Origin of the sequence: Nonomuraea sp. NPDC050227 (assembly GCF_044459705.1) — a bacterium.
GTDB lineage: Bacteria > Actinomycetota > Actinomycetes > Streptosporangiales > Streptosporangiaceae > Nonomuraea.
In genome coordinates, this window is record NZ_JBITJF010000002.1 from 1,067,683 (window position 1) to 1,086,077 (window position 18,395).

Genomic DNA, 18,395 nt, shown 5'->3' on the forward strand with positions numbered 1-18,395 from the left:
ATAGCTGGGCGTACGCCCCTGTCATCACGCTTGTCCCATGGACAGCCCGGACGAGCCCACCGAGACCGAGGACGCAGAAGAGCCGACCCCGGCCCCGGACGACCACGGAAACCCCGCCGACGCCCCCGTGACCACTGCCGACGACGACGGCTGGGTCGAGGCGTGACCCCCCACCGAGGACAGGAGCCCGCATGACCACCTCCAGGCCGCGCTTACGAGCGGTGGTGATCAGCGCGACCGCGGCGCTGGTCGCCGGACTGGGCCTGACCGGCTCGACGGCCGGCGCGGCGACCGGCGTGCCGCCCGCCGACCCCGTCATCCCGTCCGTCATCCCGTACGAAGACGCCCCGGCCGTCGCCCGGGAACAGCCCGCGACCCCTCCCCGGCGGACCACCGTCACCCTCGTCACCGGCGAGCAGGTCCGGCTGGACGTGGACGAACAGGGCCGGCAGAGCACCACCGTCGTGTCCCCCGGCGCGGTGCAGGCCGGCGGCACCTACCTGAGGTTCGGCTGGCACGGCGACCAGTACGTCATCCCGAGCACGGCCGTGCCGTTCCTGGACCGGCTCCTCGACCCGCGCCTGTTCAACGTCAGCCACCTGGCCAGGACCGGCAACCGGCCCGTCCCGGTCAAGGCCACGACGGGCCGGCTCGCCGCGATGGGCGCCACGATCACCCCGGACGAGGCTCCGGCCCTCGGCCGCGTGCTCGCCGAGGAGTGGCGCGCGGGCCGCGGCGGGACGCCGGCCGGCGTCGAGCGCATCAGCGCGCCGGACGACGCGCCGCCCTCGCCGTTCCAGCGGCCCGCGACCGCGAAGGCGGCGGCCGGCGCCTACCACACCCTGTCGATCGACAGCGTCGACCTGGACGGCAAGCCGGGCGCGGTCGTCGCCTACGTACACAGCGTCGACGACACCGACCTCGGCTTCTACACGATCGACTATCCCGGCGAGACCGGCGAGGTCGCCTTCAGCGTGCCGGAGGGCACCTACGCCGTCGAGGCGAGCGTGTTCACCGGGCCCGCCGACGACCTGACCAGCCGCGCGGCGTTCGTCGTCCAGCCGGAGATCAAGGTGGGCGGCGACGTGCAGGTCACGCTGGACGCCCGCACCGCCGTGCCGTACGACGTCGAGGTGGAGCAGCCCACCGAGGGCATGTACCGGCAGGACATGTTCGCCTTCGTCAGGAAGAGCGAGGCGGGCAACTCGGCCGGGGTGGACGCGTGGGGGCTGGGAGCCTTCCAGCTGGTCGCGTTCCGGATCGTGTCCAACCCGGAATTCGGCAGCCGGCCGCTGTACGCGACGCCGACCAGGCCGGTGCGGAAGGGCAGTTTCAGCTTCGCCGCCTACACCCAGCTGACCGAGACCGCGTCCGGCTCCCCCAGCAGGCCCACGTACCGGCTCGTCCTGCCGTACGCCAAGGGCGTGCCCGGGAGCCTGGCCCGCAGGGTGCGGAACGCGGAGCTGACCACCGTCCGCTCCACGATCGTGCGCAGCCCGTACGGGCAGCAGGACCGGTTCGAGCTGTTCCCCGAGGTCTTCCTGCCCTGGACGCAGACCGCGCTCGGGGTCGGCGCGTCCGTGCTGCCGGGTGAGCGCACCGACTACCTGTTCAGCGGCTCCCCCGACATCACCGTCTGGCACACCGCGTTCAACTCCGACGACGGCGCGCGGCACTACGACCAGCGCCGCACCCTCAGGCCGGGATCCGTGGTGCGCGAGGTGTGGAACAAGGCGCCGGGCGTGCCGTCGCGCACCGCGCCCTACCGGCAGGAGTCGACCATCGGCTTCGGCGGCGACTCGCCCCTCGTCGACGATCCGTTCGCGACCTTGTGCGTGGCCTGCCGCCAGGGAGACCTGGGCATGATCTATCCGCAGCGGTTCGCGGACGCGACGCCGGGCCACTACACCACCGGCAACAGCTGGGACGAGCACTCCGGCCTGGACTTCTACCGCAACGGCGAACTGGCCTTCACCTCCGACAACCGCATCACCGGCAACCTCGGCGCCCAGGCGGCCGACCTGCCGATGCTGCCCGAGCAGGCCGTCTACCGGCTGGTGTGGAAGCAGGACCAGCGCGGCGAGCTCGCCGGCACGCCGGTCACGACCGACTGGACGTTCCGCTCGGGGCCCTCCGACCGGCGGGCCGAGCTGCCGAAGAGCGCGTCGTGCGTGCCCGACGCCACGCGGGAGTGCTCGTTCCTGCCGCTGCTGTTCCTCCGTTACGACCTGCCGCTCGACGCCGAGTCGAAGGCGAAGGCCGGGCCGTTCGAGGTGGCCTTCGCGGTGGAGAACCAGGAGCACATGGCCGCGCCGAAGGGCGTCGAGGCCACCGTCGCGGTCTCCTACGACGACGGCGCCACCTGGAGCGAGCCGCGGACGGCGGCCAGGCGGGCCGGCGGCCTGTTCGCCGCCACGATCCGGCACCCGGACTCCGGCGGGTTCGTCTCCCTGCGGGTCAGGGCGCACGACCGGCAGGGCAACGCCGTCGAGCAGACCGTCGTCCGCGCCTACGGCCTGACGAGCTGAAGGAGCTCATCATGGTGAAACTCATCGCGGCGGCCGCGGCCGCCCTGCTCCTCGCCGGGCCCGCCGTTCCGGCGCAGGCCGATCCCGCGCGCTCCTGCCCGGCCGCGCGGGCCGGGTCGGCCGGCTGCCTGCTGACCGCCCGTCCGGCCGCGGAGGCCAAGGCGGCCGGGCTGCCGCAGCCGTTCTCGGCCGCCGACCTGCAGCAGGCCTACCGGCTGCCGTCGGCGCGGCTGGGCGGCGGTCAGACGATCGCGGTCATCGTGCCGTACCACAACCCGAACGCGGGCAACGATCTCGCCGTCTACCGCAAGGCGAACGGGCTGCCGCCCTGCGAGGGCGAGTTCGACTGCTTCCGCCAGGTCAACCAGCGCGGCGGCGACGAGCCGCCGGGCGCCAACCCGGACTGGTCGCTGAACAGCAGCGCGGCGCTCGACATCGCCGCGGCCGCCTGCCCCAACTGCAGGCTGCTGCTGGTGGAGGCCGACGACGCCGGCGCCGAGAACCTGGGCCTGGCCGTCGACCAGGCCGTCAAGCAGGGGGCCACGGTCGTCACCACGCCGTACGGCCTGCCGGAGTACGCCGGCGAGCTCGCCCACGCCGCCCACTACGCGCACCCCGGCGTGCCGGTCACCGCGCCGAGCGGCGACAGCGGGTTCCCCGCCAGGACGGGCAGGCAGCTCGTGCCCGCCGCGTACGGGACGGTCACGGCCGTCGGCGGCACCACGCTGTACCGTCAGGCCGGCGCGCGCGGCTGGGGCGAGACCGCCTGGTCCGGATCGGGTTCGGGCTGCTCGGTCTACGTCGCGCGGCCCGCCTGGCAGCCGAAGGGGGCGTGCGGCGCCAAGCGCACCGTCGCCGACACGGCGGCCGTGGCGGACCTGCGAACGCCGGTCGCCGTCTACGACAGCTACTCCTACGGCGGCTGGGTCGCGGTCGGCGGCACCCCGATCGCCGCCGCGCTGGTGGCCGGGGTGTACGCGCTGGCCGGCAACGGCGACCTGATCACGCCAGGCAGGCAGCTGCAGGCGGGCAAGGGCCACCTGTTCGACATCACCGCCGGCAAGACCGGCACCTGCGCCGCGCCCGAGCTGTGCAACGCGCGTCCCGGCTACGACGGCCCGACCGGCTACGGCAGCCCCAACGGCATCGGCGCCTTCTAGGAGAGCCCATGAAGACCCTCATTGCCGGCGCGCTGCTGGCGACCACTCTCACCACGCCCTCGGCCGCACCGGGAGGCTGCGTGCCGTCCTGGAACGTCGTCGACACCTCCGCGATCACCCCGGCCGACAGCTATCCGCAGGACGTCACCGTCTTCTCCGCCCGGGAGGCCCTGTTCACCGGCTCCTCCTCCAGCGGGTCACCGGCGGCCTGGACCGGCGACCTGCGCGGCGGCCGGCCACGCGACAACATCCGCCCGCCCGTCCCGCCGCACACCAGGCAGAGCGCCGAGGCCAGCTCCTTCCACTCCCCCAGCGGCGGCTGGTTGCTGCTCGACCACATGGGCACCGGCGCCGACACCACGCAGGCCGCCCGCTGGGACGGCCGGCGCTGGACGCTCCACCCCACGGCCGTCTCACCGGCGGCGGCCACGACGGGCCTCTACCTGGCCGACGTCGCCTCGGTGTCGAAGAACGACGCCTGGGCCGTCGGCTACACCTACGGCGCCAAGAAGGGCGACCTGAACCCGCCCACCGCCGCGCTGATCGAGCGCTGGGACGGCCGGCGCTGGTCGATCGTCGAGAACCCGGCCTCCGGGCGACCTGAGTCGATCCTGCGCGCCGTCACCGCCGTCGCGCCCGGCGACGTGTGGGCCGTGGGCAACCAGCGGGACGCCGACGGCGTCGTCAGCCCGCTCGTCCAGCACTTCGACGGCACGCGGTGGACGGAGGTGCCGGCCCCGCACCCGACGGGCGCCCTCTTCGCGGTCTCCGGCACCGGCCCCGACGACGTGTGGGCGGTCGGCAGCCGGCGCCGCGACGGAACCGACAACCAGGCGGCCGCCCTGGTCATGCACTGGGACGGCACCGCGTGGAGCAGCGTCACGACGCTGCCCGACCTGGGCAACAGCCGTCTCGACAGCGTCTACGCCGCCGCCCCCGGCGACGTGTGGGCCGTCGGGGACGTCGGCCTCGGCCAGGAGGAGGAGTTCCTGCACTGGGACGGCTCCGCCTGGACGACGGTCTCCCATCCCGGGCCGCGTTTGAACGGCCTGACCTACAACTTCCTGGACGTGCACGGCAGCGGACCGGACAACGTGTGGGCCGTGGGCCTGACGATCTCCGAGGTCGCCCAGGAGGTGCGGCCGATGGCCGCCAGACTCACCTGCGGAAAGGGCTGACATGCGATTCCGGGCCTTACTCCCCGTCCTCGCCCTGGTGGCGGGGCTGACCCCGGCCTTGCCCGCACAGGCGGCGCCGGGCGACGTCTGGGTGATCCTCAAGCCGGAGGCCGACCTGTCGGCCGCGCCCAAGGCGCGTTCCAGGACGGCGCGCGGCCAGCTCGTCGTGGACGCGCTCAAGGACACCGCCGTCCGCACCCAGTCGGACGTCAGGAAGTACCTCAAGGACGAGAAGCTGGACAGCGAGTCGTTCTGGGTCACCAACGCGATCCTGGTCAAGGACGCCACCCCGGCCCAGGTCAAGAAGCTGACCGCGATGGGGGGCGTGCGGCAGGTGCGGCCGCCGAAGACGTACACGCTGGCCGAGCCGGTGCGGCGCGCCGTCACCACGGCGGCCGGCACGGGCCTGGAGTGGGGCGTGGGCGACATCAACGCCGACGACGTCTGGAAGGAGTACGGGCGGCGCGGCGAGGACATCGTCATCGCCAACATCGACACCGGCGTGCAGTTCGACCACCCCGCCCTGCGCGCCTCCTACCGCGGCACGAACGCCGACGGCACCGTCACCCACGACTACAACTGGCTGGACACCTCGGGGCACTGCGCGGGCGGCGCTCCCTGCGACACGCACGGGCACGGCACCCACACCATGGGCACCATGGTGGGCGACGACGGCCAGGGCAACCAGATCGGCGTCGCCCCTGGCGTGAAGTGGATCACCGCGAACGGCTGCCAGACCTGCAGCGAGGAGGACCTCGTCGCGGCCGCCCAGTGGATGCTGGCCCCCACCGACAGCCACGGCCAGAATCCGGACGTCAGCAAGCGGCCGCACATCATCAACAACTCGTGGAGCTCGACGGAGCCCACCGACGAGCCGATCATCGAGGACATCCTGCAGGCGTGGGCGGCCTCCGGCATCATGGGCGTCTGGGCCAACGGCAACAGCGGCCCGTCGTGCAAGACCAGCGGTTCGCCCGGCAGCCGCGCGCTCAACTACTCCGTCGGCGCCTACGACGTGAACGGCGCGATCGCCTCCTTCTCCAGCCGCGGCCCCGGCCAGAACGGCGAGACCAAGCCGAACATCGCGGCCCCGGGCGTCGACGTGCGCTCGGCGCTGCCCGGCGGCTCCTACGGGCTGATGTCGGGCACCTCCATGGCGGCGCCGCACGCGGCCGGCGCCGTCGCGCTGCTGTGGTCCGCCTTCCCCGACCTGGTACGCGACCTGGACGGCACCCGGGCGCTGCTGGACGCGTCCGCGATCGACACGGCCGACGCCCAGTGCGGCGGCCCCGCCGAGGACAACAACGTGTTCGGCGAGGGGCGGCTGGACGCCTCGGCGCTGCTGGCCGTCGCCAAGGTCGGGCTCGGCACGCTGGCCGGGACCGTCACCGACGCGGAGACGGGCGAGCCCGTGCCCGGCGCCACGGTCTCCGTGACCGGCGCGCGCTCCCGCGACGCCGTCACCGGCCAGGCGGGCGACTACTCGCTGCGGCTGATCGGCGGCGAGTACCAGGTGAAGGTCGAGGCGTTCGGCTACGACGACGCCACAAAGGCCGCCACGATCGCCAAGGACGGCACGGTCACGCTCGACGTCCGGCTCGCGCCGACCGCGCGGGTCCAGGTCGGCGGCACCGTACGGGACGGCTCCGGCCAGGGCTGGCCGCTGGCGGCCAAGGTGACGGCCTCCGACGGCGCCGGGCACACCTGGACGGCCGAGTCCGACGCCGGGACCGGCGCGTACCGGCTGGACCTGCTGCCCGGTACGACGTACACGCTGGAGGCGGCGGCCGTGCCGCGCGGCTACACCCCGGCCGTCCGGCAGGTGACGGTCGGCACGGCGCCGCTCACCGAGGACTTCGCGCTGACGGTGACCCTGGCCTGCGAAGCCCCCGGCTACGAGCCGGTCCTGGAGGGCGTCACGGAGCGGCTGGACTCCGGGCTGCCGGGCGGGTGGAGCGTCACCAACGCCGATCCCGGGTTCCCCGGGTACGCCCACGAGCCCGGCTGGGTGCTGAACGATCCGGGCGGCCGTACCAACAGGACAGGCGGGAAGGGCGGGTTCGCGATCGTGGACTCCGACCACTACGGCCTGCACCACGTCCAGGAGACCACGCTGACGTCGGCGACCGTGGACCTGTCCAAGGCCGCCGCCCCGGCCCTGCAGTTCGCCTCCGACCTGGAGCCGAGGGTGAACGGCACGGCGCTCGTGGACGTCAGCCTCGACGGCGGCCGGACCTGGGCGAACGTCTGGAAGAAGGCCGGCTATCCGGGGGCTCGCGGGCCTGAGCTGCAGGTCGTGGAGCTGCCCCAGGCGATCGGCCGGAACGCGGTGCGGGTCCGTTTCACCTTCCTCGGCCAGCTGTCCGGGTGGTGGGGGATCGACGACGTCTTCCTCGGCCACCGCACCTGCGAGAAGAAGTAGCCCCTCCGGGGCCCGTCCCTGACGGGCCCCGGAGAACGACGCCCGGGGGCCGCTCGTCCCCGACGTCGAGCCGGTCAGGAGCGATGTCAGGGCCACCTGCGAGAAGGGCTCTGCCACAACGGCGGCGCGGCCGCGTGCTGTCGCGGATCTTGGCCCTTCATTTGTGAGCGATGCTCATGTATGGTCGCCGTCACTATGAGGAACCGCTGGTTGTCGCCGATCGCCGTCGTGGTACTGGCCGCCGTCATCGCACTGGGAGCGGTGTTCGACCCGTCGGGGCTGGCCGCGCCGTACACCTGGACCGGGGCTGATCTGCTGCCTGTCGCCGGGCTCTGGCAGGTGGCCGCGCCGGCCGTCTACGTGCCACTGCTGCTGGCGGGGGTCGGAGCGCTGACCTGGGCGGTCGCCCGCGGACATGCCCCGCTGCGTACGGCGCTGCTGGTGTGGGGCGCGGTGGTGTGGTCGGCGATGGCGGCGAAGCTGCTGATGTCGCTGGCGATGACCTTCGACGACGTGCTCTACCTGGTGTGGTCGACCGGCTTCACCGGCGTCAAGGCGGCGGTCTTCGGCCTGCCGGTGGCGGCGGCCGCCTGGCTCGCCCAGCTTCTGCACCGCCGCCTCGCCCCACCTTCTCCCACGTCGGCGTCCGCGGATCCCGCCGAGGGCTCGGGGGCGTCGGCGCCGGGATGGGTTGCGGCGGGAGTGGCCGTGGTCCTGGCCGCGTCGGTCGGCGGGGTGTGGTGGGGCGGCTCGCCCGTCGGCTATGCCATCGGCGACTCCCCGCTGGCCCCCGCGCCCGAGGCGGGACCGCTGGGCTGCCTGGCCGCCCTCGCTCTGCTCGGCGTGCTGACCTGGGCGTCGCACCGCCGGCTCAGCGCCACCACCTCGCCCGGGGCCGTCGTGGCCGGGCTCTCCGCGCTGGGGGCGGCCGGGACGCTGGGCCTGGTCGAGGTGGCCGTCGGGATCCCCGGCGACCTGGCGGGCGGCGGTCTGTTCTGGGCGCCGGCGATCATGCTTCGCCTCGCCCCCGCGCTCTCCTTCGGCGCCCTGCTCGCCCTGGCGACGGCACTGCTCGTCGCCCTCCTCGACGCCGCCCGTCCGGCGCGCAGGGGCGTCGGCCTGGCCGCGCGGATCCCGATGGCGGTCGTCGTGGCCGCGGCGGCGCTCGCCTTACCGCTCCTGCAACCCGGCGCCACGACCGCGCAGCCGCCGCCGCGCACCCCGGGGCTGACGCTCTCGGCCGACCGCAGGATCGTCGACGCCGACGGCAACGAGGTGCTGCTGCGCGGCGTGAACGTCAACCAGCTCGAAGACTATTTCCAGCAATTTCAGGACAAAGCGGTGACGCGGCCGCTCACCGAGGCCGACTTCGCCGGCATGGCGCGGATGGGCTTCAACGTCGTCCGTCTCGCCCTGTCCTGGTCGGCGCTGGAGCCCCGGCCCGGCCACTATGACCCGGCCTACCTCGCCAAGATCTCCTGGGCCGTCGAGACCGCCGCCCGGCACGGCCTGCGCACGGTCATCGACATGCACCAGGACGCGTGGGGAAAGGGCGTCGCCGCCGCCCCCGGCACCACCTGCGCCAGCGGTTCCCCGATGCACGGCTGGGACGGCGCCCCCACCTGGGCCGACCGCTTCGACGGCGCCCCCAGGTGCGAGTTCACCGGACGCGACATCTCCCCCGCCGTCGCCCGCGCCTTCACCAACTTCTACCAGGACCGGGACGGCATCCAGACCCGCCTGGTCGCCGCCTGGGGCATGCTGGCGGAGCGGTTCGCGAACGAGCCGATGGTCGCCGGATACGACCTGCTGAACGAGCCCGGCTTCGGCGAGGCGCCGCCGATCACCTCCGGCGTCCTGCTCGGCCGCTACTACGACCGGGCGATCAAGGCCATCCGGGCGGGCGAGCGGCGCGGCTTCCCCCACCTGGTCTTCTTCGAGCCGTCCGTGCTCTGGTCGGGTCTCGGCTTCGAGGTCCCGGTGCCCAAGGACTTCACCGACGACCGGCTGCTCGTCTTCGCTCCCCACCTCTACAACGAGTCGATCACCATCGAGCAGGGCACCGGCCTCACCGTCACGAGCATCGAGCGCGGTTTCGAGCTGGCGAGCCGGGCGGCGAAGTACTACGGCGCCGGGCTCTGGTCGGGCGAGTGGGGCTGGTTCGGCGACCCCGCCGCCGCCCCGATCGCGAGATACACCGACCAGGAGGACCGGCACCGCATCGGAGGCGCGTTCTGGGTCTGGAAGCAGTCCTGCGGCGACGCCCACGCCAGTGCCGGCGCCGAGACCGGCGGCAACCTCGTGATCGAGGACTGCGCCACCGGCAAGGACCTGCCTCCGCCCGCCGAGTACGTCGCCGAGCTCTCACGTCCCTACCCCCGGTCCGCCCCCGGCCGCCTGACCGGCCTGACGTCGGACCGCGCGAGCCTCACGGCCCGGGGCGAGGGCAGCGGGTGCGGGCTCGACGTCTGGTTCCCGGGCGACGTGCGGCCGGCCGTCCGCGGCACCGGGCTCAGCGGCGTCGCCGTCCGGCAGGCGCCGGGCGGCTGGCGCATCACCGGCTGCACGTCGGGCTCCTACAGCGTGACGGCGGACGCTTAGCGCTCCCCCGGCGGAGGCACGACCGGTCACGTCACCGGTGTTCGCCGGCGTGGAAGGCGCGGGCGGCGAAGGCGATCCACTCGGGGCGTTCCCAGGTGGTCCAGCGGGCGCGCGCCTGTTCGTCGATCCGCGCGGCCGTCTCGTCGGCGGAGGCTCCGGCCGCGCGCAGCCGTGCGACCTCGCCGTGCACGTAGCCGAGGTAGTCGCGGACGTCGCGGATCAAGGAGACGCCGCCCACCTCCCCGTGGCCGGGCACGACGATCTCGGGCGCGCCGGCGATCAGGTCGTCGAGCACGCCGATCCAGCCGGGGCCGTCCACGTCCACGTCGTACGGCGGGAAGTACGGCGCGATCGGGAAGATGCGGGTCTCGATCAGGTCGCCGCCGAACAGCACCCGGTCGTCGATGACGACGACCTGGTCGGAGCCCGTGTGCGCGGGCCCGACCGCCCGCAGCGCCGCCGTGCGCCCGCCGAGGTCGATCTCGGCCCGGCCCTCGTAGACCAGGTCGGGATCGACGAGTTCGACGCCTTCGAGCTCGGCCGCCGCGGCGGCGCTCAGCCCCCTGAACATCTCGACGTAGGCGGCGCCCTTACGGTGCAGCTCCGCGCGCTGGGCGGCGTTGTAGACGATCGTCGCGGCGCCCTTGAACGCCTGCGCCCCGAACCCGTGCTCGGGGTGGAAATGCGTGATGGTCAGGTACAGCCGCCGGTCGCCGGCCAGGCGCCGGGCCTGCTCCAGGACATGGTCGCCGTTGCGGGGACCCATGCCGGTGTCGACGACCAGCGCGGCGTGCTCGCCCACGACGATGCCGACGTTCGGGACGAGCTCGACGCGGTTGTCGGGGATGACGTACACGCCGTCGCAGACCTCGACAGGCTCGCCGCGCACGACCGGCGGCGGGCTCGTCCGCACGTCGGGAAGGTCGGTCAGGTCAGGGGACGGGTTCGGCGTCACATCGGCGGGGCACATGATCCGGCTCCAATCTGAACACTGTTGAGATGCTGGCGAGCGTAGCAGAGATCTGATCAGTGTTAAGATCGGGCGATGGCGAAAGGGCGATACCACCACGGTGACCTGCGCAGCGCGCTGCTCGGCGCCGCCGAGGCTCTCGTGCGCGAGCGCGGCGCCGACGGCTGGTCCCTGCGCGAGGCCTCGGCGCGCGTCGGCGTCAGCCCCAGCGCCGCCTACCACCACTTCGCCTCCCGCGACACGCTGGTGCGCGCCCTGTCCGAGCGCACGCTCGCCTGGCTCGGGGAACGCCTGCGACAGGACTGCGAGCGCGCACCCGGGCAGGCCGACGACCCGCAGCTGCGGCTGATCGCCCTGGGGTGCGGCTACGTGCGCTGGTCGCTCGACGACCCGGCCGTCGCCCGGCTCGTGCTGCGCGGCGGCGCCACCGCCCCCGACTCCGCCATCTCCCCCCACCCGCACGACGTCCTCACCGCGGAGCTCGACCGGCTCGCCGCGGCCGGCGGCCTGCCGGAGCCCGCCCGCGAGGGGGCGGAGTTCGTGGTCTGGGCCGCGCTGCACGGGCTGGCCGTGCTGCTGGCCGATGGCCTGGTGCACTTCGACGACCCGCGCGCGGTCGATCTCCAGACCACGCGCGTGGTCCGTACCACGCTCAACGGCCTGGCCCAGGAGGCGTCGCACGCGGCGGGCCGTCCCGCGGGCCGTTCGGCGCACACCGAGCGCCTGGCGCGCCGTTCTCCCGGCTGACCTCTGCAAGGGGTGCATGCGCATACACCGATCGGTGTACGCGCAGGTGTCCGCGCATGGACGACGCCGGGCACCAGAGGCCGCTCATAACGTCTGGGCCATGAAGAAGACAGTTCTCGCCGGTGTCGGCATCGGCGTCGCGGCATTCGCCGTCTCGGACGTGGTCAACAGGGAAATGAGCCCGATCGGCGAGACGATCAGCAGGTTCGTCAACACGGGGGCCGGTTGGCTGGTGCCGCTCGGGCTGGTCGCCCTCGCGCTCGGCGCGGCGGCGCTGACGGTGGCGGTGGCTCGTACCCGCACCAGCCGCGCGGGCACCTGGCTGCTGGGCGTCTGGTCGCTGGGGCTGCTGCTGGCCGCGATCTTCCCCGCCGACCCGCCGGGGTGGTGGGACGACCCGTCGGTCTCGGAGAGCGTGCACGGCTTCTCCGCCTGGGCGGCCTTCGCCGCCTTCACCGCCGCCGCCGTGGTGCTGACCAGGGCGTGGCCGCGGGACGGCCTGCTCACCGGTGCGACCGTGGCCCTGGTGTCTGGAATGATCCTGTTTGTGGTCACTCTTGTCGATGTCATGGTCTCCCGGTCACTTCCTCCCGTTGTGGGGCTGACCGAGCGCATCGCCATCGCCGCCGCCCTCGGCTGGATGGCGCTGGCCGCCGTCCGTCTGCCCCGCACCGGCCGATGATCTCCGCTGTCCTGGCCGTCGTGCTGCCGGGGGTGCTCACGACCATCGCCGTCCTGACCGGGACGGCGGCGGTCGGGGCTCCGATCGGCTGGCCGGTGGTCACGATGGCGCTGCTGCTCGGCGGGTTGCTGGTGGCGCGGCGGCGCCGGCCGGTCGGCGTCCTGCTGGCCTCGGCGCTGGTGCTGGTCGCCTTCCAGGGAGCGGGGCTGTTCGAAGGCGGCTGGGTGTGGCCGCTGACCGCGGCCGCTTACACCGTGGCCGCGGCCGGGCGGACCCGCTGGGCCGCCGGCGTGGGAGTGTTCCTGCTGCTGTACGCGCTGACCTGGGACTGGGCCGTCGCGGGCGGCTCGCCCGCCCGCGCGCTGGCCTCCGGCGGCGCCGAGGTGCTCTGGCTGGCGCTGGTGCTGGCGGTCGGCAACGCCCGCCACCTCCAGGCGCGCTGGCGGGCGCAACTGGAGCAGGCACGCGAGGCGGACGCCCGCCGCCGGCTCGCCGAACAGCGGCTGGAGATCTCCCGCGAGCTGCACGACATCATCGCCCACACCTTGGCCGTGGTCGGCGTGCATCTCAACGTGGCCGCCGACGCGCTGGACGACTCTCCCGAGGAGACGCGCGCGGCCCTGCGCACCGCGATGGACGTGCGCGGCAAGGCCATGGCCGACCTGCGCTCGCTCATCGGCGTGCTGCGGATCGACGGTGACGCCGCCCCGCAGCCGGACCTGGGCGGCATCGCCGATCTCGTCTCCGCCGCCCGGGCCGCCGGCCTGGAGGTGGAGCTGCACGAGGAGGGCGATGCCGCCACGGTCACCGGCCCGCAGGCCGTCGCGGCCCACCGGCTCGTCCAGGAGGCGCTGACCAACACCATCAAACACGCCGACGCCACCCGGGTGTCGGTGCGGCTGCGGTATGCGAGCCACGCGGTGACGGTCGAGGTGGCCGACGACGGCCGCGGCGCGACCGCCCCGGCCGATGGCGTCCTGGCCGGGGGCCACGGACTGACCGGCATGCGCGAACGTGTCACCACCCTGGGCGGCACGCTGAGCATCGAAGGGAGCGAGGGGTTCGCCGTGCGCGCGATCATCCCCATGGCAACATGACGATCAAGGTGCTGCTCGCCGACGACCAGGCCCTCGTCCGGGCCGGTTTCCGCAGCCTGCTCAACCGCTCCAAGGACCTGACCGTGGTCGGCGAGGCCGCCACGGGCGACGAGGCCGTCCGGCAGGCGCGCGCCACCGAGCCCGACGTGATCCTCATGGACATCCGCATGCCGGGAATGGACGGCATCGAGGCCACCCGCCGGGTGCTGGCCGAACGCCCGGGGACCAAGGTCGTCATCCTGACCACGTTCGACACCGACGACCACGTCTTCGCCGCGCTGCGCGCCGGCGCCAGCGGGTTCCTCACCAAGGAGGTCGAACCGGCCGAGCTGCGCCACGCCGTGGCCGTGGTGGCCGCGGGCGAGGCACTGCTGTCGCCGAGCGTCACCCGCCGGGTCGTCCAGCAGTTCGCTCACCGGCCCGCCCCGCTGAGCGGCGACCGGCTCACCGCGCTCGCCGTGCTCACCGATCGCGAACGCGAGGTCGTCCGTCTGGTGGCGGAGGGGCTGTCCAACGACCAGATCGCCGCCAGGCTCGTGATCAGCCCGCTGACCGCCAAGACGCACATCACCCGCGCCCTGATGAAACTCGGCGTCCGAGACCGGGTGCAGCTGGTCATCCTCGCCTACGAGACCGGCCTGGTGCAGCCGGGCTCCTGACCGTCTTCTGGGACGCCGACGAGAAGTCCTGCGAGCGGTGCGCGAGCAGGGGGTGCCAGGTCAAGACCCGCGGCGGCGGCAAGGAGTACACCGTGCTGAACCTGGCGGCCGTCCCCCGGTGAGCTCGGCCGCGCGAGGGCGGCCTCGGTAGGGCTGGCCCTACCTGTTCGAGGCAGTGCGTACGCCGAAAAATGCGCAGGTCAGCGGCATCGTCTGGGCATCCGGGCGCGTCATACGGTTCTTGGCGTCAAGTAATGGCGACACCAAGGAGCAAGTGACATGACCGTTGGCCGGAAGCTCGCCGCCCTCGCGGCGGGCCTGACCCTCGTGCCCGTCCTGGCCCAGGCGGCCTTCGCGGCTGAGCCCGCCGCGCCCGCCGCGCCCGCCGAGCCCGTGCGAGCTCTGGAGGCGGCGGCGCAGGAACTGCGCTCGACCGAGCCGGGCGCGGAGTCGGGCGACCTGAGGGCGTTCGGCCGGATGGTGGGTGACGCCCGGGTCGTCGGCATGGGCGAGGCGACCCACGGTTCGCATGAGTTCTTCACGGTGAAGGAGCGGGTCTTCCGTTACCTCGTGGAGAAGAAGGGTTTCACCACGTTCGCGCTGGAGGCCAGCTGGTCGGGAGGGGTGCGGCTGGACGAGTACCTGCGGACGGGGAAGGGCGACCTGCGGGCCATCGCCAAGGAGGTGCTGCGGGCCTCGCCGTGGGAGCGTGAGGAACTCGTCGGGATGCTGGAGTGGATGCGCGAGCACAACCGCCGCGACCCCGGCCACCCGCTGCACGTCATGGGCGACGACGTCGGCGCGCCGAAGGTGGGCGAGGAGGTCTTCGCCCGCATCGCGCAGTACGTCCGGGGCGCCCACCCCGGCTCCACCGCTCCCCTGGCGGCGCTGTACGAGGGGTTGCGCCCGCTCGACGACGTCTTCGCCTACCTGAACCGGCCGCTGGACGAACGGCGGCAGCTCGCCGCCAAGGCTCAGCAGGCGCTCGACCTGCTCCTCAGCCTGGGAGGGCCGCGGGCGTCGGCCGCGTACGACAGCGCCGTCCAGGATGCCCGGTTCATCGCCCAGACCGCCAAGTTCGCCGGCTACGACCTGGCCGACAAGTCCTGGCTGAGTGTCATGGAGCGCTACCGCGACCAGGTCATGGCCGACAACACCGTCTGGTGGCTGCGACACCACGGCGGCAAGATCCTCATGTCCGCGCAGAACACCCACGCCGGGTACGTCTCCGGCGATCCCGCGCTCTACCCGAAGACGCAGGGCGCCTACCTGCGCGACATGCTGGGCGAGAAGTACGTCGCCGTCGGCTTCACCTTCGACCGCGGATCCTTCCTGTCGAAGGACGCCGCGCTGGGCGGCGACTGGAAGCAGTTCACCGCCGGCCCCGCCGAACCCGGCAGCAACGAGCACACCCTCGACCGGGTCCGCTACGACGACTTCTACCTCGACATGCGCACCGCGCCGGCCGCCGCGCGCGACTGGCTGGCGGTGGCTCGCCCGACCCGCAACATCGGCACGCAGTACCCGTACCCGCCGCTCGACACCGCCCTGTCCCGCGCCTTCGACGTGCTGGTCCACCTGCACGAGGTGCGTTCGGCGCAGGTGCTCAAGTAGCGAGGCAGTCGGCGGGGCCCGCGGCAGACGCCCCGGGCCCCGCCTCATTCAGCTGTCCGTCCGGTCATCACCCGGTACGCCGCAGGCGTCCCGGACGGCTCAGTACCAGCCGCCGGTGGTGGTGATCGTCTGGGTGTTCATGGTGGACCCGCTGCAGTTGACGCTCACGTCGAAGCAGGTCATGTCGCAGTACATGAGGCCGGCCTCGTCGGCGGTCGGCAGCATGTCCAGGGCGGAGACGTTCAGCTCCATGGCAATTCCCTTCCCTATGGTGGTGAGCGGGCGGCCGCCTCGCGCGGCGCCCCTTTTCACGGCCGGTCCCGGAGCGCGCGGCCGACATGTGGCCGAGCCCCGCGTCCCGGACCGCCGGGGCCGTGCCGAGCCGCCAGTCGCCACAGGCCGATTCCAAGGTTTCGCAGGCCACGCCGAACAGCGGTCGAGAAGGCTCAGCTCCGGGCCAGGGAGACGGTCCCCTCGCCACTCTTCTTAATCACGACGACCGCGTAGACGCCGGTCGTCCTCGGGTCGGAGATGGTGATCCGCTCGGCCTTGCCCGCTCCGCCGCTCGCGGCGCGGCGCGCGGCGGAACGCGGCTGCCCCCACACGGCGGGGTTGGGCGTCATCACGAAGAGGTCGACGTCCTGGCCGTTGCGGGGCGTGACGGTGAGGGTCGCGGGCACGCCCTGCTCCAGCCGGACGGTCCGGATCTCCACCAGCCGATCGGCGGCCATGGCGAGCTCCTGGGGAGATCCCTTCTCCAGGTCGCCGTCGGGCGCCTGCGCCACCTCCAGCGCGTACTCCTGATAGTCGGCGGGAGACCCGGCCCAGGCGGTGAAGGATTCGTCGGCGACGGGCGGCTGCACGGCGACGAAGTCCGGGTTGGCCGCCCAGTCCTCGCTGGTGACGGGCGGCTTGCCCGCCGCCTGGGGCACGACGTCCAGGTTGACGTCCGTTCCGTCGGCGGCGACCGCGGAGGTCACGGCCACCGCCCACCGCCCGGCCGGGACGGTGAAGAGCTCTTCCTGCGGGACGTTGGTGGGCCAGCGCGCCGGACTGCGGTCCAGCAGCGCCGACAGGCGGCTCACCCTGATCGTGTTCTGGAACAACACCTGCTCGGCGAGGGCCTGGTTCCGGACGTCCAGCCCGAGCAGGAACTGGTCGAGGTCGTCGGCGGCCACGTTCCTGAAGGCCGCCACGACCCCTTCCGGCCCGATCCCGGCGACGTCCCAGTACTTCTCGTCGCGTGCCCCGGAGTCGGCCAGGTCGAGCAGGGCGCCGGCCACGCGCCCCTCGGTCCTGTCGGCGTCGGGACCGCTCGGCCAGCCTGCGCTGTACCAGCGCGGGCTCTCCAGGTCGACGTCCTGGAGGCCGCCGGTGGCCCACCGGAAATGTGTGTCTCCGTACGTCTGGACCGCGACCCAGTCGGCCCACCCCTCCACCCAGGCGCAGGACTTGGTCGCCATCGGCGTCATCATGTAGTGGGCCCGGCAGGAGGGGTCCATCGGCGGCAGGTGGCCGTAGGTGTAGTCCATGATGAAGTGCCCGAGCTCGTGGGCGATCTCCATCTTCCGCAGCTGCGCCGACGCCGTCAGATGGGCCTCGAACTCGCGGGGGCAGGAGGGGGCGGCGACCCTGCTGCAGTAGTAGGAGCCGCCGGGGACGGCCCGGTCGGGAGCCCAGACCAGGAGCACCCTCCGGCAGGAGGCCGAGCCCGTCTCCCAGCACCCGTCGCCCGGCTGGTCCAGCCAGCCGGTGTAGGCCTTCCAGGTGTCGTGGGCGGCGGTGAAGAGGCGGAACGCGCCCTCGATCGGGCTGCCCGGCGCGGCCTGGTAGTCGATGACCGACAGCGCGGTGCCGCGGGGGATGTCCGGCCGCACCTCGCTCCGGTCGAGATAGTTGGTGCCGTCGGCCGGCTTCACCACTCCCCAGTAGTCGCCGGTCGAGGTCACCTCGACGTAGACGTCCTGGCCGGTGCCGTCCTCCTCGACGCCGTCGAAGCACACCCGGTAGTCGCCGGTGTCGTCGGTGACGGTCCAGCCGATCTGCTCGGAGCCGTCCGCGTCGACGTCGAACGTCTCGACGAGCACCTTGGGCACGCCTCTGAGCGCGCCGGTCTCCGCCACGACGTGCGTGATCCGGCCGTGCACGCACGTGTCACCGGGCAGGTCGCTCCTCCGCGCCGGGATCCGGACGCCGCGGGCGCGGTCGTCCGCCGGCATGCCGAAGATCGACCGGGTGCCGATGGTGAGGTAGGCCAGGCCCTCGGTGCCCGGTCCCGGCCGCCCGTCCCGGGCCTGCACCCGGATGGAGGCCGGGCCCGGCCGCTCGGCCGCGACCACTGCCTCGTACCGGATGGTCCGGCCTTTTTTCACGCGTTCGGCACGGCTGGTCGCCCGGTCCACGGGGCTGCGGCCGACCGTGGCCGTGTCGTGGGTGAATCCGGCGGGTGGGGTCGTCCATTTCAGGGTGTCGGGGAGTTCGATGATCGTGGTGGCGTCAGGTATGTCCTGTTTCGGCGTCACCACGACCGTGAGTCTCGCGCTCTGCCCGACGGCGGGGGCGCGGTCGAGCGAGACGTCGACGGTGAAGCAGTCCCCCGGGTCGCAGGAGGGCTGTCGCGGTGCGGCGGCGTGGGCCGGGGCCGTGGTGAGTCCCACGGCCGCCAGCACCCCCGCCAGGATGGTCGCCATCAGACGGCGTGACATCGGCATGTCTCCTGATCAGCCCGCGCAGGCCA

Annotated in this window: 14 protein-coding genes; 11 read left to right on the plus strand and 3 right to left on the minus strand. The window is 73.2% G+C overall.

All coding sequences use genetic code 11. The annotated features are described in order from the left end of the window. Positions 1-37: 37 nt before the first annotated feature. The 6 genes from ACIBK9_RS12335 (at position 38) to ACIBK9_RS12360 (ending at position 9,889) form a co-directional block, all read left to right on the plus strand. On the plus strand, positions 38-166 hold the full coding sequence (locus ACIBK9_RS12335; RefSeq protein ID WP_397157520.1) for a hypothetical protein: 129 nt from the start codon (positions 38-40) through the stop codon (positions 164-166). Between the two features lie 25 nt (positions 167-191). Next, positions 192-2,528, plus strand: coding sequence for a hypothetical protein (locus tag ACIBK9_RS12340; RefSeq protein WP_397157522.1), 2,337 nt, complete (start codon positions 192-194; stop codon positions 2,526-2,528). A gap of 11 nt (positions 2,529-2,539) precedes the next feature. Further along, positions 2,540-3,688 carry a hypothetical protein gene (locus ACIBK9_RS12345; protein WP_397157524.1) on the plus strand — a complete coding sequence of 383 codons (1,149 nt, stop codon included), beginning with the start codon at positions 2,540-2,542 and terminating at the stop codon, positions 3,686-3,688. A gap of 8 nt (positions 3,689-3,696) precedes the next feature. Continuing rightward, a complete protein-coding gene (locus ACIBK9_RS12350; RefSeq protein ID WP_397157526.1) occupies positions 3,697-4,866 on the plus strand; it encodes a hypothetical protein in 1,170 nt (389 codons plus the stop codon). 1 nt (position 4,867) lies between these two features. After that, the gene (locus ACIBK9_RS12355) at positions 4,868-7,288 is read left to right on the plus strand and encodes a S8 family serine peptidase (protein ID WP_397157528.1); all 2,421 of its coding nucleotides are present in this window, start codon (positions 4,868-4,870) and stop codon (positions 7,286-7,288) included. A gap of 195 nt (positions 7,289-7,483) precedes the next feature. Further along, positions 7,484-9,889, plus strand: a complete 2,406-nt coding sequence (locus tag ACIBK9_RS12360; RefSeq protein WP_397157530.1) for a glycoside hydrolase family 5 protein — start codon at positions 7,484-7,486, stop codon at positions 9,887-9,889. A 31-nt stretch (positions 9,890-9,920) separates the two neighbouring features. On the opposite strand, the gene ACIBK9_RS12365 is transcribed toward ACIBK9_RS12360, so the two are convergent. Then, positions 9,921-10,859, minus strand: a complete 939-nt coding sequence (locus tag ACIBK9_RS12365) for an MBL fold metallo-hydrolase (RefSeq protein ID WP_397157532.1) — start codon at positions 10,857-10,859, stop codon at positions 9,921-9,923. Between the two features lie 75 nt (positions 10,860-10,934). On the opposite strand from ACIBK9_RS12365, the gene ACIBK9_RS12370 reads away from it, so the two are divergent. The 5 genes from ACIBK9_RS12370 to ACIBK9_RS12390 all read left to right on the plus strand — a co-directional run bounded on the left by ACIBK9_RS12370 (position 10,935) and on the right by ACIBK9_RS12390 (position 15,658). Next, positions 10,935-11,606 (plus strand): TetR/AcrR family transcriptional regulator, encoded by a 672-nt coding sequence (locus ACIBK9_RS12370; protein WP_397157534.1) that lies wholly within the window; start codon positions 10,935-10,937, stop codon positions 11,604-11,606. Between the two features lie 100 nt (positions 11,607-11,706). Beyond that, on the plus strand, positions 11,707-12,288 hold the full coding sequence (locus ACIBK9_RS12375; RefSeq protein ID WP_397157536.1) for a DUF998 domain-containing protein: 582 nt from the start codon (positions 11,707-11,709) through the stop codon (positions 12,286-12,288). Continuing rightward, positions 12,285-13,385: a sensor histidine kinase gene (locus ACIBK9_RS12380; protein ID WP_397157538.1), complete on the plus strand. Its 1,101-nt coding sequence runs from the start codon at positions 12,285-12,287 to the stop codon at positions 13,383-13,385. The genes ACIBK9_RS12375 and ACIBK9_RS12380 overlap by 4 nt, the downstream gene beginning before the upstream one ends. Continuing rightward, positions 13,382-14,044 (plus strand): response regulator, encoded by a 663-nt coding sequence (locus tag ACIBK9_RS12385; protein ID WP_397157540.1) that lies wholly within the window; start codon positions 13,382-13,384, stop codon positions 14,042-14,044. The genes ACIBK9_RS12380 and ACIBK9_RS12385 overlap by 4 nt, the downstream gene beginning before the upstream one ends. Positions 14,045-14,323: 279 nt before the next feature. Then, positions 14,324-15,658, plus strand: coding sequence for an erythromycin esterase family protein (locus ACIBK9_RS12390; RefSeq protein ID WP_397157542.1), 1,335 nt, complete (start codon positions 14,324-14,326; stop codon positions 15,656-15,658). Positions 15,659-15,757: 99 nt separating this feature from the next. Here ACIBK9_RS12390 and ACIBK9_RS12395 read toward each other — a convergent pair whose 3' ends face one another. Next, positions 15,758-15,910, minus strand: coding sequence for a hypothetical protein (locus ACIBK9_RS12395; RefSeq protein ID WP_397157544.1), 153 nt, complete (start codon positions 15,908-15,910; stop codon positions 15,758-15,760). Between the two features lie 194 nt (positions 15,911-16,104). After that, positions 16,105-18,363, minus strand: coding sequence for a hypothetical protein (locus ACIBK9_RS12400; protein WP_397157546.1), 2,259 nt, complete (start codon positions 18,361-18,363; stop codon positions 16,105-16,107). Positions 18,364-18,395: the final 32 nt, after the last annotated feature.

Coding starts and splice junctions, on each gene's coding strand:
- ACIBK9_RS12395 (WP_397157544.1), bottom strand. CDS start 15,910: ATGGAGCTGAACGTCTCCGCCCTGGACATGCTGCCGACCGCCGACGAG.
- ACIBK9_RS12380 (WP_397157538.1), top strand. CDS start 12,285: ATGATCTCCGCTGTCCTGGCCGTCGTGCTGCCGGGGGTGCTCACGACC.
- ACIBK9_RS12360 (WP_397157530.1), top strand. CDS start 7,484: ATGAGGAACCGCTGGTTGTCGCCGATCGCCGTCGTGGTACTGGCCGCC.
- ACIBK9_RS12400 (WP_397157546.1), bottom strand. CDS start 18,363: ATGTCACGCCGTCTGATGGCGACCATCCTGGCGGGGGTGCTGGCGGCC.
- ACIBK9_RS12355 (WP_397157528.1), top strand. CDS start 4,868: ATGCGATTCCGGGCCTTACTCCCCGTCCTCGCCCTGGTGGCGGGGCTG.
- ACIBK9_RS12335 (WP_397157520.1), top strand. CDS start 38: ATGGACAGCCCGGACGAGCCCACCGAGACCGAGGACGCAGAAGAGCCG.
- ACIBK9_RS12390 (WP_397157542.1), top strand. CDS start 14,324: ATGACCGTTGGCCGGAAGCTCGCCGCCCTCGCGGCGGGCCTGACCCTC.
- ACIBK9_RS12385 (WP_397157540.1), top strand. CDS start 13,382: ATGACGATCAAGGTGCTGCTCGCCGACGACCAGGCCCTCGTCCGGGCC.
- ACIBK9_RS12365 (WP_397157532.1), bottom strand. CDS start 10,859: ATGTGCCCCGCCGATGTGACGCCGAACCCGTCCCCTGACCTGACCGAC.
- ACIBK9_RS12345 (WP_397157524.1), top strand. CDS start 2,540: ATGGTGAAACTCATCGCGGCGGCCGCGGCCGCCCTGCTCCTCGCCGGG.
- ACIBK9_RS12375 (WP_397157536.1), top strand. CDS start 11,707: ATGAAGAAGACAGTTCTCGCCGGTGTCGGCATCGGCGTCGCGGCATTC.
- ACIBK9_RS12370 (WP_397157534.1), top strand. CDS start 10,935: ATGGCGAAAGGGCGATACCACCACGGTGACCTGCGCAGCGCGCTGCTC.
- ACIBK9_RS12340 (WP_397157522.1), top strand. CDS start 192: ATGACCACCTCCAGGCCGCGCTTACGAGCGGTGGTGATCAGCGCGACC.
- ACIBK9_RS12350 (WP_397157526.1), top strand. CDS start 3,697: ATGAAGACCCTCATTGCCGGCGCGCTGCTGGCGACCACTCTCACCACG.